This window comes from Janthinobacterium sp. NFX145 (genome assembly GCF_049810325.1).
GTDB lineage: Bacteria > Pseudomonadota > Gammaproteobacteria > Burkholderiales > Burkholderiaceae_D > Janthinobacterium > Janthinobacterium rivuli.
The window spans coordinates 5320442-5335070 of record NZ_CP187360.1 but is presented as its reverse complement, the minus strand read 5'-3'; the positions used below and the strand labels follow the sequence as shown (position 1 = coordinate 5335070).

Sequence of the window (14629 nt, the reverse complement as noted above, 5' to 3'; positions counted from 1 at the left end):
GCGATTGCGGCGGTACTTGATCCAGGCACTGTTTTCGTCGTCGCCCCTGATGAGCTGGCCGGCTTGCTATAATCAATCCCGGCAGCGCCTCCGCTGTGCTGGCTCCGGACGTCGCCATAATGACGTTCCCAGTGGTCCGCCCCGGGCCTGTCGTCAAGGAGCTTTCCCTGTCTTCTCGTCAAGAAAATCTGCACAGCATCTATGCGATGCTGATTGCGGTCGCCATGTTCTCGTGCATGGATACCGCCATGAAGCTGCTGTCTGCCCATTATCCCGCCACGCAGGTCACGGCGATGCGCTCGCTCAGTTCGTTGCCACTGCTGTGCGGCTACATGCTGTACCGCGGTGCGTTCAAGGGCATCTTGCGCATACGCTGGCCTATGCACCTGTTGCGCGCCGCACTCGGCATCGCCATGCTGACCACCTTTGCCTTCGGGCTGAAGTCGCTGTCGCTGGCCGAGGCATATTCGATCTTTTTCATCGCGCCGGCTTTGATCACGGCGCTGTCGGTGTGGGTGCTGAAGGAGCACGTGGGCCGCGGGCAGTGGGTGGCGATTGGCGTCGGCCTGCTGGGCGTGCTGGTGGTGCTGCGCCCCGAAGGCACCGGCTTCCTGTCGCTGGGCGGGCTGGCGATTCTGGTGGCAGCTGCCTGCTACGCCGTGTCGGCCATCAGCGCGCGCGTGCTGGCGCGCACCGACAGCACCGAGGCGATGATGTTCTGGCTGCTGACGCTGATGTCGGTTGGCGCAGTAACGCTGGCGTGGCATATCTGGGTGCCTGTGCGTGCCGAACATGGCTCGATCTTGATGGTGCTGGCGCTGTCAGGCTTCTTCGGGCAGTTGGCGATTACCAAGGCCTTCAGCACCGGCAAGGCGTCAATCGTGGCGCCGTTCGAGTACACGGCGCTGGCCTGGGGCGTGGCGATAGACTGGCTGCTGTGGCAGGCGCTGCCGGATCGCTATACCTTGCTTGGCGCGGCGATCATTATCGCCAGCGGCATCTACCTGGTGCGGCGCGAGGCCGTGCATGTGGAAAGTGAGCATCCCTAGCATTTCTTTGCCGGTCAGCATTCCACGCCGCAACTGGATATAATCGTGCCATGTTAAAACAACGCACCATCAAACAACAGGTCCGCACCATCGGTGTCGGTTTGCACTCCGGCACCAAGGTCGAGCTGATCCTGCGTCCTGCCGCGATCGACACGGGCATCGTGTTTCGCCGCATCGACCTCGATCCCATCGTCGAGTTTCCCGCCAGCGCCATGGCCGTGGGCGACACGCGCATGGCTTCCGTGCTGATCAAGGATGGCGCCAGGGTTTCTACCGTGGAACATCTGATGTCGGCCGCGGCCGGCCTGGGCGTGGACAATATGATTATCGACGTGAATGCGGAAGAAATTCCCATCATGGACGGTTCCGCCTCGTCCTTCGTCTACCTGCTGCAGCAGGCTGGCGTGGAAGAGCAGCAGGCGGCGAAGAAATTCATCAAGGTCATCAAGCCCGTGGAAGTGCGTCACGGCAAGGGCGACGCGGAGAAATGGGCGCGTTTGTCGCCGTACGACGGCTTCAAGCTCGATTTTTTCATTGAATTCAACCATCCGGCCGTCGATGGCACGATGCAGCGCGCCTCGGTCGATTTCGGCGACGTGTCGTACGTGCACGACGTGGCCCGCGCACGCACCTTCGGTTTCATGCAGGATGTGGAAAGCTTGCGCGGCATGGGCCTGGCCCGTGGCGGTTCGCTGGAAAACGCCATCGTCATGGACGAGTACCGCATCCTGAATGCGGACGGCTTGCGCTATGAAGACGAGTTCGTGCGCCACAAGATCCTCGACGCCATCGGCGACCTGTATCTGGTGGGCCACCCCTTGCTGGCGTACTACACGGCGCACAAGTCGGGCCACGCGCTGAACAACCAGCTGCTGCTGGCGCTGCTGGAACAGCCGGAAGCGTATGAAATCGTCTCGTTCGCCACGAACGAGGCGGCGCCGCAATCCTACTTGCGCCAGATGGAGCGCGAGTGGTCGCTGACGTAGGTCGGATTAGCGGGGCGACGCCCCGCGTAATCCGACAACCATGTTGGCACTGATCGTGGTGTTGTCGGATTACGGCCCGAAGGGCCTAATCTGACCTACGCGATATGCGTTAATTTAGCGCCGTTATTCTCAGTCCTTTGGTTCGCGGTGGTGGCGGACCATGTTGCGCAGCGCCGCGATCAATTGCTCGTTCTGTTTCGACGCGGGCAGGGCTGTGCTCAGCTCTTCCAGGGCCGACATGGCTTTTTCCGGCAAGACCAGCGCCCGCGTATGCACGATGGGTGCGATGCTCTTGATGACTTGCACTTTCAGCTTGATGCCTGAAATCTGCCAGCCCTTTCTTTCCAGTTCCCCTTGCAACTTCGGCAATTGCTGCTTGAGCTTGGCCGCCAGCGCCGCGTTCGGCGTGGCCAGCACCAGTTGACCGCCTTCGAATTGCAGGATGTCGCAATGCTCGAACATGGCCGGCAAGGCCTTGGCGCAATCTTTTTGCAGGGCGGCCAGGCGTGTGACGGTGGGCATCAGGGAGGCCATCGTGGCGTTGCCGCGCAGAAAATCGGTTGCCCCTGTCGCGGCCGGGCCGGAACGGGCGAAGCCGTAGCCGCGGCGCGGTGCCGGAGAATAAGTGGGAGTTCGCATGGCCGAAACATAGCACACTCGCCCGCGCATGACGAGTGCGGCGGCGGGTGCGGCGTGGGTGGGCGGGCCGTATTGCCTTACAGTATGGAAAATGTCCGCAATTTCTGCCATTTGTTTGTCATTAAGCTATTGTTATATGGCGCATTACCCCAACCATGTCGGGAACGCATGATAAAATCATCGTCTTTTGCCATAGTCGAACTCCGTGCGGTGACGCGATTACTCCCTCGTTGTTCCCTACCGAGCTTTTTTTAACGGCGTTTTTTCAAGAATTCAAGCATGTCATTACTGACCCAGATTTTCGGTAGCCGCAACCAGCGGCTGCTCAAGCAATACCAAAAAACGGTACGCGAGATCAATGCGCTCGAGCCGGCCATCGAAAAGCTGTCGGATGCCGAGCTGCAAGCGAAGACGCCTGCCTTCAAGGAACGCATCGCCGCTGGCGAATCGCTCGATGCCTTGTTGCCGGAAGCATTTGCCGTCTGCCGCGAGGCCAGCAAGCGCGTCCTGCGCATGCGCCATTTCGATGTGCAGATGATCGGCGGCATGGTCTTGCATTTCGGTAAGATCGCGGAGATGGGCACGGGCGAGGGCAAGACCCTGATGGCAACTTTGCCAGCCTACCTGAATGCCTTGTCGGGCAAGGGCGTGCATATCGTCACCGTCAATGATTACCTGGCGCAGCGCGATGCCGAGACCATGGGCCGCCTGTATGCATGGCTGGGCCTGTCGACTGGCGTGAACATGTCGCAGATGGAGCACAGCGCCAAGCAGCAGGCGTACAACTCCGACATCACGTATGGCACCAACAATGAATTCGGTTTCGATTTCTTGCGCGACAACATGGTCTACGAAGCGCGCGAACGCGTGCAGCGCAGCCTGAACTTCGGCATCGTCGATGAAGTCGACTCGATCCTGATCGATGAAGCGCGTACGCCGCTGATCATTTCGGGCCAGGCCGAAAACCATACCGACCTGTATCACAAGATTAATGAAGTGCCTGCGCGCCTGACCTTGCAGATCGGCGAAGAAACGCCGGACGGCAAGGGCAAGGTTGACGTGCCGGGCGACTACACCAAGGATGAAAAAGCGCACCAGGTGCTGCTGACGGAAGCCGGCCATGAAAAGGCCGAAGGCATCCTGATGGAAATGGGCCTGCTGCCGGAAGGCGCTTCGCTGTACGATTCGGCCAACATCACCCTCGTGCACCACCTGTATGCGGCCCTGCGCGCACATGCGCTGTACTTCAAGGATCAGCACTATGTGGTGCAGAACAATGAAGTGGTGATCGTCGATGAATTCACTGGCCGTCTGATGACGGGCCGCCGCTGGTCCGATGGCTTGCACCAGGCCGTCGAAGCGAAAGAAGGCGTCAAGATCCAGAACGAGAACCAGACCCTGGCCTCGATCACCTTCCAGAACTACTTCCGCATGTACGCCAAGCTGGCCGGCATGACCGGTACGGCCGATACCGAAGCATATGAATTCCAGGAAATCTACGGCCTGGAAACGGTCGTGATCCCGCAAAACCGTCCGCTGCAGCGCAAGGACCGCCAGGATCAGGTCTACAAATCGTCGGCGGAAAAATACAACGCGATGTTGAACGACATCCGCGACTGCTACGAGCGCGGCCAGCCCGTGCTGGTCGGTACGACCTCGATCGAAAACTCGGAACTGCTGTCGGGCATCCTGACCAAGGCCGGTTTGCCGCACAACGTGCTGAACGCGAAGCAGCATGCCCGCGAAGCGGAAATTATCGCCCAGGCAGGCCGTCCGAAAGCCATCACCATCGCCACCAACATGGCCGGTCGCGGTACGGACATCGTGTTGGGCGGTAACGTCGAAAACCAGATCAAGTTCATCGAAGCCAATGCTGAACTGAGCGACGCCGACAAGGCAGCCCAGTCGCAGACCTTGCGCGATGAATGGCAATCGCTGCACGACCACGTGGTCAATGCGGGCGGCTTGCACATCATCGGCACCGAGCGCCACGAATCGCGCCGCGTCGACAATCAGCTGCGTGGCCGTGCCGGCCGCCAGGGTGATCCGGGTTCGTCGCGTTTCTACCTGTCGCTCGACGACGCGCTGCTGCGCATCTTCGCCGGCGACCGCGTGCGCGCCGTGATGGACCGCCTGAAAATGCCGGAAGGCGAACCGATCGAGGCAGGCATCGTCTCGCGTTCGATCGAATCGGCCCAGCGCAAGGTCGAAGCGCGTAACTTCGACATCCGCAAGCAATTGCTGGAATACGATGACGTCGCCAACGACCAGCGCAAGGTCATCTACCAGCAGCGTAACGAGCTGCTGGAAACGACCGATATCTCGGACATGATCGCTTCCCTGCGCCATGGCGTGTTCACCGACCTGGTGCACGAGTACGTGCCGCATGAATCGGTGGAAGAGCAGTGGGATATCAAGGGCCTGGAAAACACCCTGGCCGGCGAATGGCAGCTCGACTTGCCGCTGCAGCAAATGCTGGAAGCCGATGCGACCCTGACGGACGAAGAGATCCTGGACAAAGTGCTGGCCGCGGCCGACGCCGTGTACCAGTCGAAGATCGACATCGTCGGCAAGGAATCGTTTGGCGGCTTCGAACGCAATGTCATGCTGCAAAGCGTGGACAGCCACTGGCGCGAACACCTGGCGGCGCTCGATCACCTGCGCCAGGGTATTCATCTGCGCGGTTATGCGCAGAAGAACCCGAAACAGGAATACAAGCGTGAAGCGTTTGAACTGTTTGGCCAGATGCTCGACATGATCAAGAACGACGTCACGAAACACGTGATGACGGTGCGCATCCAGTCGCGTGAAGAAGTCGATGCGGCCGAACAGGCGATGCAGCAGTCGCACGTGGAAAACGTGCATTACCAGCACGCTGAATTCGACCCGAACGCGGCGCCGGAAGAACTGCTGGCGCCTGTGGCCGGCGGCAACATGGACAACGTCGACGACATGAGCGTGAGCATGGGCGTCAAAGTGGGCCGTAACGACCCATGCCCTTGCGGCAGCGGCAAGAAGTACAAAGCTTGTCATGGAAAATTGGCGTAAAGCCGGTTTGACAGCTTGAGCAAAAACGGAGACCGCGGTCTCCGTTTTTTTATGCCGTTTCAATTGACGCGCGCGCATCTGTCGGCACGCATGTTCACCGGCGCCGCGAAGGCGCTACAATAGCGCTTCCATTTTCCCTCGCAGAAGAACTCACCATGGCCGTCAATTCTCCCAAGCCCGTCGCCGCCGACTTGAAAGCCGTCGCCGGCATTGAAATCGGTGTTGCCGAAGCCGGCATCAAGAAACCCAATCGCAAGGATTTGCTGGTATTGAAACTGGCGCCGACGGCCACCGTGGCCGGCGTGTTCACCTTGAACCGCTTTTGCGCCGCGCCCGTGCAAATTTCGAAAGCCAACCTGGCGGCAGTGACGGCCGGCGCCGCGCCGATCCGCGCGCTGCTGGTCAATACGGGCAACGCGAATGCGGGCACGGGCGAATCGGGCCTGGCCGACGCGCAGGCCAGCTGCGCCGCGCTGGCCGAGCTGCTGGGCTGCACGCCGCAGCAAATCCTGCCGTTTTCCACCGGCGTGATCCTGGAACCCTTGCCCGTGCAGCGCCTGGTCGCCGGCTTGCCGCAAGCCGTGGCCGCGCTGACGTCGGACAACTGGTTCTCGGCCGCCGAAGCCATCATGACCACCGACACGCAGCCGAAAGCCGGTTCGCGCACGGTCGCCATCGGCGGCCACGCGGTGACCCTGACGGGCATCAGCAAGGGCGCCGGCATGATCAAGCCGAACATGGCCACCATGCTCGGTTTCCTCGCTTTTGACGCTACCGTGGCGCAACCGGTGCTGGACCAGCTGGTGAAGCAGGCGGCCGACAAATCGTTCAACTGCATCACCATCGACGGCGACACCTCCACCAATGACTCGTTCATGCTGGTGGCCACCGGCGCCGGCAGCCTGGTCATCGATTCCATCGATTCGCCGCACTATGCGGCACTGGCGGCGGCCGTCACCGAACTGTCTACTTTTCTCGCACAAGCCATCGTGCGCGACGGCGAAGGCGCGACCAAGTTCATGACGGTCACGGTGGAAGACGGCCGCAACGTGGAAGAATGCCGCAAGATCGCCTATTCCATCGCCCATTCGCCGCTGGTGAAGACGGCTTTCTTTGCCTCCGACCCGAACCTGGGCCGCATCCTGGCCGCCATCGGCTACGCAGGTGTGGACGACCTCGACGTGGGCCAATTGAACCTGTACCTGGACGACGTGTGGGTGGCCAAGAATGGCGGCCGCAACCCGGACTACCAGGAACAGGATGGCCAGCGCGTGATGCAGCAAAGCGAAATCACCATCCGGGTGAAACTGGCGCGCGGCGATGCCACGGCCACCTTGTGGACGTGCGACCTGTCGCATGACTACGTGTCGATCAACGCCGACTACCGCTCATGACCAGTCTCGATCAATTCCTGATCCGCGCCGAGCGGGTGCTGGCGCGGCTCGAGTCGATCTTGCCGCCGGCCTTGCCGGCTACCGACTGGAACAGCTTTGCCTTCCGCTGGCGCCGGCGCCAGGGCGCGCTGCCTTATTTGCAGGCCGTGGCGCATGTCTCGTCCATTGCTCTGGATGACTTGCACAATATCGGCATGCAAAAAGCGCAGATCGAGCAGAACACGCGCCAGTTCGTCAGTAACCGTCCAGCCAACAACGTGCTGCTGACGGGCGCGCGCGGCACGGGCAAGTCGTCGCTGATCAAGGCTTGTCTGAACCAGTTCGCCGACCAGGGCTTGCGCCTGATCGAAGTCGACAAGGCCGATCTGGCCGACCTGCCCGACATCGTTGACCTGGTGGCGGCGCGCCCCGAGCGTTTCATCATCTTTTGCGACGACCTGTCGTTTGAAGAGGGCGAGAGCGGCTACAAGGCGCTGAAAGTGGCGCTCGACGGCAGCATCGCCGCGCAATCGGACAATGTGCTGATCTACGCCACCTCGAACCGCCGTCACCTGATGCCGGAACGCATGTCGGACAACAGCAGCTACAAGACGGACGACGATGGCGATCTGCATCCGGGTGAGACGGTGGAAGAGAAAATCTCGCTGTCCGAGCGCTTCGGCCTGTGGCTTTCGTTCTACCCGTTCAAGCAGGATGATTACCTCGATATCGCGGCGCACTGGCTCGCTTCGTTCGGCTGCACCCAGGAACAGATCGCGCAAGCGCGCGGCGACGCCCTGCGCTGGGCCTTGCAGCGCGGTTCCCGTTCGGGCCGTGTCGCGTGGCAATTCGCGCGCGACTATGCGGGGAAACTTCCTGCGGGAAAGTTGCCGCAATGAGCGACGTGAAAATCAAACCGGTGGACGTCGCCGTCGGCATCCTGATGAAGCCGAATGGCGACGTGCTGCTGGGCCAGCGCCCGGCCGGCAAGCCGTATGACGGCTATTGGGAATTTCCTGGCGGTAAAGTCGAAGCGGGCGAAGCCATTTTTGATGCCTTGAAACGCGAGTTTGTCGAGGAGCTGGGGCTGCATATCGACAGTGCCGAAGCCTGGTGCGGCGTCGAATATGTGTATCCGCACGCCCATGTGCGCCTGCATTTCTACATCAGCCGCGAATGGCGGGGCGAGCCGCAAAGCCTGGAAGGGCAGGCGTTCGCCTGGCAGGGCACGGTCGGCGTGGAACCCCTGCTGCCGGCCACCATTCCCCTGCTGGAATGGTTGGATGAGGTACGCCGGGAATCCCTCGTGCCCGCCTGATCCCCACACTTGTGCCAGCGGGCAGCAGCATGCTGCGTGCTGGCGCAAGCTTTCCTCTTACTTTCCTTGTATCGCGCGCGCTTTGCGCTACAGTGCTTCCATCACGCACCGGGGAGTCTCGCATGCCGCTGACACTGACCTTTACCGATACCGATGAATTGCTGATCGCCGCCTTGCACAAGCGTGCCCGCGCGCATGGGCGCAGCATCGAGGACGAGCACCGCGACATCCTGCGCAGCGCCTTGCGTCCCCTGCCGAAGCGCCCGCTCGACGATATTTTGCGCAGCATGCCCGACGTGGGGCTGGATGCGGATTTCGAGCGCCGCTCCTGAATCGCCACGCTGATGCCCGGCTATCTGCTCGATGCCGATGTGATCGTTGCTGCGCGCAAGGGCAGCGCCGTGCCGGCGGGCGTGGCCGGTTTTTTCGAGCGGGTGGCGCCGGAGATGCGCTATGTGCCGGTGCAGGTGATCGCGCAATTGCGCGCAGGGATACAGTGCAGCTGGCGGCGCGAGGCGGCGCTGGAAGCACTGGCGCTGGAAGGCTGGCTGGAAGCCGTGCTGGCGGAATATGCGCCGCGGCTGCTGGAATTCGACCTCGATTGCGCGCTCGTGTGCGCGCGCCTGCATGGCCGTGGCCACGCGCACGGCGTCGATAGGCAGATCGCGGCGATGGGCATCGCCTATGGCTTGACGGTGGTTAGCGGCAGGCTCGACAGTTTCGCGGCGCAGGGACTGCGCCTGGAAAATCCGTTTATTTGAGGCTTATGGTGGCTTATTAGGGCTTACTGCGGCTTGTTGTCTTCGTCCGCGAGGGGATCTTCAAACGGGTCGGCGGCGGGGATCGTGTATTTCTCTTCGGCCCAGGCACCCAGGTCGATCTGCTTGCAGCGTTCCGAGCAGAAGGGGCGGAATTTGTTGGCTTCAGTCCATTCGACTTTGGCGGCACAGGTAGGGCAGTTAACGACGGTCATGATGGGGCAAATAAGTAACAGTTAAAAATTACAGAGCGTGAGCTCGAACGGGACATCTTCTTCCAGCGGCTTGGGTTTCAAGTCGCCGCCCTGGGTGGTGAAGCGTACCCACAGCATGTATTTGTTGGCGGAAATTTCCGGGATGGCGCCGCTGTTTTCATCCAGGCTCAGGCGCAGCATCTGGTACACCTTGCCTTGCAGCATTTGCTGGTAGCTGCCGCCATTGGCGATCAGTTTAACGGGTCCGCCGGAATCGCGCAGCAGGCGCAATACGAGGGCCAGCGCATCGAACAGCGGTGCCAGCGGGGCGAACCACGCGTGGATATCGGTCAGGCGCTGTTCCGAGCTGCGTTTTTGCCAGGCAAAATACGACGGCAAGTCGAATTCGCAGGCGCCGCCCGGAATGATGGTGCGGCCGCGGATGCTCATCAGCCATTCATTGTCGCGGATATTCTGTCCCGTCTTTCCCTGCGCCGCCACCAGGGCGCCGCTGACACTGTCGAGTTCAGCGAGGATGGCATCGAGGGTTTCCGGTTCCACATTCGGATTGCTGCGGTAGCCGAGCAGGCTTTGGCGCTGGCGTTCGAGTTCCTGCAGCAGGTCGGACTTCAGGTCGGCGCGGCCGGCCACTTCGAGCATATCGAAAATAGTTGCCAAGGCAACATGGTGCTGCATTGCATGTTCTTGCTGGATGAAGAACTTGAATTTGTCGTACAGGTCTTCCAGCCGCAACAAGGTACGTATGCGTTCGTTGAAAGGGTATTCGTAGACAATCAAAATAATTCCCTTAAGTAAGGACCTGCAAACAATCCCGTGATTTTGAACCAAGCGTCGACAAATTACAAACGTTGCGGGGCCATTCCGGCCATTCTTTTTGAAAATGCCAGATATAAATCGTGCAACTGGGCAATCTGCGGTTCCAGGGACGCCAAATCGCCATTGTTGTCGATCACATCGTCCGCTGCCGCCAGGCGCATGGCGCGCGTTGCCTGCGTGGCCATGATGGCTTTGACTTGTTCTTCCGATAAGCCATTGCGCGCCATCACGCGCGACACTTGCAGGCTTTCCAGGCAATCGATGACCAGCACCCGGTTGACCCGCTCCACCCAGCCGCCGGACTCGACCAGCAGGGGCACGGCAAAGATCACGTAGCTGCCCGTCGCTGCTTCGGCCGCCGCCAGGGTGGCCTGGCGGATGCGCGGGTGCAGGATGGCTTCCAGTCTGGCCTTGGCGGCGGCGTCGGAAAACACGAGGTTGCGCATTTTGGTACGGTCGAGGGCGCCGCGCGCGTCCGCATAGTCGGCGCCGAATTCCGCCACCAGGGCCGGCATGGCCGCACCGTTTGGCGCCGTCAGGCTGTGCGCGATCTGGTCGGTGTCGACGATGGAAGCGCCGCGCGCGGCGAACATGTCGGCCACCGTGCTTTTGCCGCAACCGATGCCGCCCGTGAGACCGACGCTGAAATAGTTTTGTATGTGCATGTATGTTTCCAAAGGAAGGCCATCAGCCGGCCAGGCCCAGCGTCAGTTGTGACATGGGCGTGCGGTACAGCAGGGCGATGAAACCCGCGGCGGCCAGGTAGGGGCCGAACGGAATCGGCTTGTCGCGCCCGCGCTTGGCAAACACGATCAGGCCGATGCCGACCACGGCGCCCACCAGCGACGACAACAGGATGATCGTCGGCAGCATGGTCCAGCCCAGCCACGCACCGAGCGCCGCCAGCAATTTGAAGTCACCATAGCCCATTCCCTCCTTGCCTGTCGCCAGTTTGAAGGCCCAGTACACGCCCCACAGGGCCAGGTAGCCGGCGGCCGCGCCGATGACGGCCTCTTGCAGCGGCACGAAAGTGCCGTTGATATTGACCAGCAGTCCCGCCCACAGCAGGGGGAAGGTGAGGTCGTCCGGCAGCATTTGCGTATCGGCATCGATGAAGGTCATGGCGATCAGCAGCCAGGCAAACACGAGTGTGGCAAGACCGGTCCAGCCGCTGCCGAAGTGCCAGATCAACAGGGCCGACAGGGCGCCCGTCAGCACTTCCACCATCGGGTAGCGCACGGAGATGGGCGCCTTGCAGGCGCTGCACTTGCCGCGCAGCAGCAGGTAACTGAGGACGGGGATGTTTTCCATGGCCGTGATGCGGTGGCCGCAAGCGGTGCAGTTCGAATGAGGCAGCATCAGGTTGTAGCGGTCCGTGTGCGGCAAGGGCAAGCCGCTTTCTTCCGCCACGTAATTATCGGATTCGCGCTGCATCATTTTCGGCACGCGGTGGATCACCACGTTCAGGAAACTGCCGACGATCAGGCCGAACAGGGCGGCGGCGAGGGCGACGGGCAGATTGCCGGGCGCGGCGAACAGCAGGGTATCTTGCAGCATGGTGGACTAGTCTGAGGTGATGAGTGTTGCCGCGCAAACATTGCCTGGCACTGCCGCAGTGTAAAACATCTGCCGATGCCTGGGGACGTTTTGCGCAGGGTGTATGGTCAAATCACCGCCCCCAGCTTGAAAATCGGCAAATACAGAGCGATCACGAGGGAACCGACGAGCACGCCCAGCACGACCATCAGCGCCGGCTCCAGCAGCGTGGAAAGGGTGGCCACGGTGGCGTCGATGTCGGCCTCGATGATGTCGGCCGCGCGCGACAGCATGGCGTCGAGCGCGCCCGATTCCTCACCGATCAGGGCCAGCTGCGTCAGCAGCGGGGGAAACACGGCGCTGTGTTCCATGGCCAGGGCCAGGCTGCCGCCGGCGCGGATTTCGCGTTCGATGCGCGTCGTCGCTTCCTGGTACAGCGGGTGGCCGGAGGCGGCGCCCACCAGGCCGAGCGAGTCAAGCAGCGGCACGCCGGCGGCGAACATGGCCGCCAGGGTGCGTGTCCAGCGGGCGATTGCCGCCTTGCGCAAGAGCGGACCGAAGACGGGCAGGCGCAGCGCCCGCAGTTGCGTGTTGCGCCGTAAATCGGGCCAGCGGCGCCAGGCCAGCGGCGCCAGGCCAGGTGCAGCAGCAGGCAAGCGAGCAGCAGCGCCGCCAGCAAGGCCAGCCAGTAGCGGACAACAAAGGCGGACACGCCCATGACGAGCAGGGTAGGCAATGGCAACGGTGCGCCGAAACTGTCGAAAACCTGGCGGAAAGCGGGCACGACCACGCTCATGATGATGGCCGTGACGACGATGGCGACGAGCACGATGACGAGCGGATACATCAGCGCGCCGCGCACCTGCCGCCGCAGAGTGATGGCTTTTTCCTGGTGCGTGGCCAGGCGCGCCAGCAATTCCTGCACGATGCCCGCCTGTTCGCCGGCCGCCAGCAGGTTGCAATACAGTTCGTCAAACAGCAAGGGGAACTGGCGGAACGCCTGCTGCAGGCTGCTGCCCGCTTCGATGTCGTGGCGCAAGTCGCGCATCAGCTCGGTGACGGCCGGTTTGGCGTGGCCCTTGCCGGCGATGTCGAAGGCGTGCAGCAGCGGCACGCCGGCCGCCATCATGGTCGACAACTGGCGCGTGAACAGGGCGATATCCTTGCGCGTGATGGTTTTGCCGGGCGCGCTGCGCGCAGCCTGCACCCGCTTCGCGAGGATGCCCTGGCGTCGTAGCGCGGCCTTGGCAGCGCTGGCGTCGGCGGCGCGCAAGACGCCATCGACCGCCTTGCCATGGCGGTCCGTGCCCTTCCACGCAAAGCGCCGCTCGGCCGCCATGTGCACCTCCTGCCGTCACGGTAGCAGTGGCAGGCCAAAGCGCCAGCGGCGCTGGCGGCAAGCTTGATGTGGCTCAGCCTTTCGTGGTTTGCACTTCCGTCTGGACAACGGCCTGGGCTTTCACGTCGGCCGCATCGTCCTCGTCGCTGTCCGTGCCCTTGCTGATGCTTTCGCCATCGTCGCGGCGCAAGGTCCAGAAGGTCAGCGAAGACAGCACCGTCAGCGCGGCAAGGGTCAGGAAAGTATGGTGCAGTGCCGTGCTGAGCATGGCGCGGTCCGACTGCGGCATGTCGCCCAGGTACCAGCCCGTGATCAGCGAACCGAAGGCGAGGCCAAAGCTCATCGACAGTTGCTGCATCGAACTGGCGATGGTGCTGGCCATGCTCGAATCGCTCTTGTCGACGTCGGCATACGCGATGGTGTTCATGCTGGAAAACTGCAGCGAATTGAAAAAGCCCATGCACAGGCTGATGGCGACGATCACGTACAGGGGCGTGCCCACGCTTACCTGTGAAAACATGGCGATGGTGACGCCGATCAGCACGGTGTTGACGATCAGTACCTGGCGGTAGCCGAAGCGTGCCAGCACGCGCGCGGAAATGAATTTCATGCCCATGGCGGCCGCGGCCGACGGCATCATCAGCAAGCCGGATTGCCAGGCGGGCAAGCCCAGGCCCAGCTGGTACAGCAGCGGCAAGAGGAAGGGCAGGCCGCCCACGCCCAGGCGCGTGACGAAGCCGCCCACGACGGAGACGCGGAAGGTGCGGATCTTGAACAGGGTCAGGCGCAGCAGCGGGTGCAGCACTTCGCTCGAATGCCAGGCATACGCGGCCAGCAGGCTGATGGAAATGAACAGCAGCACGGCAAACGAGGTGCCGTCGATGCGGTGCTCGCCAAAGATTTCCAGCAGCCATGACAGCAGCGCGATGCCCGTGCCGAACAGCACCAGGCCGATCAGGTCCAGCGGACGGGGCTTGTCGCCGTAATAATCGGGCATGTAGCGGTGCGCCAGGTACAGCGCCACCAAGCCGACAGGCACGTTGACGAAGAAAATCTCGCGCCACGACAGCCAGTGCACGATCAGCCCGCCCACCGTGGGTCCCAGCAGGGGACCGATCAGGGCGGGGATGATGACGAAATTCATGGCCGCCAGCAATTGCGACTTGGGAAAGGTGCGGATGATGGTGAGCCTGCCCACCGGCATCATCATGGCCGCGCCCACCCCTTGCAGCAGGCGCGCGGCCACCAGCATGGGCGCATTCACGGACAGGCCGCACAGGATGGAGGCGAGGGTAAAGATGGCAACGGCGGCGGAAAACACGCGCCGCGTGCCGAAGCGGTCGGCCATCCAGCCGCTGATGGGAATGCACACGGCCAGGCTCAGGATGTAGCTGGTGACGACGGCCTTCAGGCTCAGCGGCGTCACGTTGAGGCTGGCAGCCATGGCGGGGATGGCGGTGTTGACGATGGTGGAGTCGAGTTGCTCCATGAACAGGGCGGTGGCGACCACCCAGGGAAGGTAGCTTTTAATCGGGGAACTGGTCATGGATGC

General features: G+C 62.1%; 15 protein-coding genes and 1 pseudogene. 8 read left to right on the top strand and 8 right to left on the bottom strand.

The features are described 5' to 3' along the window. The first annotated feature begins 206 nt into the window (after window positions 1-206). Together ACPJXG_RS23815 and lpxC are read left to right on the top strand one after the other, a co-directional pair. Window positions 207-1049: a DMT family transporter gene (locus tag ACPJXG_RS23815; RefSeq protein WP_425252530.1), complete on the top strand. Its 843-nt coding sequence runs from the start codon at window positions 207-209 to the stop codon at window positions 1047-1049. Window positions 1050-1099: 50 nt separating this feature from the next. Beyond that, window positions 1100-2035 (top strand): UDP-3-O-acyl-N-acetylglucosamine deacetylase, encoded by a 936-nt coding sequence (gene lpxC / locus ACPJXG_RS23810; RefSeq protein ID WP_425252529.1) that lies wholly within the window; start codon window positions 1100-1102, stop codon window positions 2033-2035. 129 nt (window positions 2036-2164) lie between these two features. Here lpxC and ACPJXG_RS23805 read toward each other — a convergent pair whose 3' ends face one another. Further along, window positions 2165-2674, bottom strand: coding sequence for a DciA family protein (locus ACPJXG_RS23805; RefSeq protein ID WP_219135108.1), 510 nt, complete (start codon window positions 2672-2674; stop codon window positions 2165-2167). A gap of 279 nt (window positions 2675-2953) precedes the next feature. On the opposite strand from ACPJXG_RS23805, the gene secA reads away from it, so the two are divergent. From secA to ACPJXG_RS23775, 6 genes are all read left to right on the top strand, one after another. Then, window positions 2954-5722 (top strand): preprotein translocase subunit SecA, encoded by a 2769-nt coding sequence (gene secA / locus ACPJXG_RS23800; protein ID WP_225243824.1) that lies wholly within the window; start codon window positions 2954-2956, stop codon window positions 5720-5722. Window positions 5723-5877: 155 nt separating this feature from the next. Then, complete coding sequence (argJ, locus tag ACPJXG_RS23795) at window positions 5878-7116, top strand: bifunctional glutamate N-acetyltransferase/amino-acid acetyltransferase ArgJ (protein ID WP_425252528.1); 1239 nt, start codon at window positions 5878-5880, stop codon at window positions 7114-7116. Further along, window positions 7113-7994 (top strand): ATP-binding protein, encoded by an 882-nt coding sequence (locus tag ACPJXG_RS23790; RefSeq protein WP_425252527.1) that lies wholly within the window; start codon window positions 7113-7115, stop codon window positions 7992-7994. The genes argJ and ACPJXG_RS23790 overlap by 4 nt, the downstream gene beginning before the upstream one ends. After that, entirely contained in the window at window positions 7991-8413 is a 423-nt protein-coding gene (locus ACPJXG_RS23785) for an NUDIX domain-containing protein (protein WP_099403243.1), read from the top strand. Before ACPJXG_RS23790 ends, ACPJXG_RS23785 begins: the two co-directional genes overlap by 4 nt. A 122-nt stretch (window positions 8414-8535) precedes the next feature. Further along, window positions 8536-8745, top strand: a complete 210-nt coding sequence (locus tag ACPJXG_RS23780; protein WP_035824872.1) for a FitA-like ribbon-helix-helix domain-containing protein — start codon at window positions 8536-8538, stop codon at window positions 8743-8745. Between the two features lie 12 nt (window positions 8746-8757). Further along, on the top strand, window positions 8758-9174 hold the full coding sequence (locus ACPJXG_RS23775; RefSeq protein WP_402720249.1) for a hypothetical protein: 417 nt from the start codon (window positions 8758-8760) through the stop codon (window positions 9172-9174). Between the two features lie 23 nt (window positions 9175-9197). Here ACPJXG_RS23775 and yacG read toward each other — a convergent pair whose 3' ends face one another. From yacG to ACPJXG_RS23740, 7 genes and pseudogenes are all read right to left on the bottom strand, one after another. Continuing rightward, window positions 9198-9389, bottom strand: a complete 192-nt coding sequence (gene yacG / locus ACPJXG_RS23770; RefSeq protein ID WP_034748814.1) for a DNA gyrase inhibitor YacG — start codon at window positions 9387-9389, stop codon at window positions 9198-9200. Between the two features lie 18 nt (window positions 9390-9407). Then, entirely contained in the window at window positions 9408-10163 is a 756-nt protein-coding gene (gene zapD / locus ACPJXG_RS23765) for a cell division protein ZapD (RefSeq protein ID WP_035824877.1), read from the bottom strand. 62 nt (window positions 10164-10225) lie between these two features. Next, entirely contained in the window at window positions 10226-10867 is a 642-nt protein-coding gene (coaE, locus tag ACPJXG_RS23760; protein WP_425252526.1) for a dephospho-CoA kinase, read from the bottom strand. 22 nt (window positions 10868-10889) lie between these two features. Further along, window positions 10890-11759, bottom strand: coding sequence for a prepilin peptidase (locus ACPJXG_RS23755; protein ID WP_425252525.1), 870 nt, complete (start codon window positions 11757-11759; stop codon window positions 10890-10892). A gap of 107 nt (window positions 11760-11866) precedes the next feature. Further along, a complete protein-coding gene (locus ACPJXG_RS23750; protein ID WP_425252524.1) occupies window positions 11867-12241 on the bottom strand; it encodes a type II secretion system F family protein in 375 nt (124 codons plus the stop codon). A 335-nt stretch (window positions 12242-12576) separates the two neighbouring features. After that, window positions 12577-12864 (bottom strand): annotated as a pseudogene (locus tag ACPJXG_RS23745) (type II secretion system F family protein); the annotation flags it as partial. A gap of 286 nt (window positions 12865-13150) precedes the next feature. After that, window positions 13151-14623: a DHA2 family efflux MFS transporter permease subunit gene (locus ACPJXG_RS23740; RefSeq protein WP_225243832.1), complete on the bottom strand. Its 1473-nt coding sequence runs from the start codon at window positions 14621-14623 to the stop codon at window positions 13151-13153. Window positions 14624-14629: the final 6 nt, after the last annotated feature.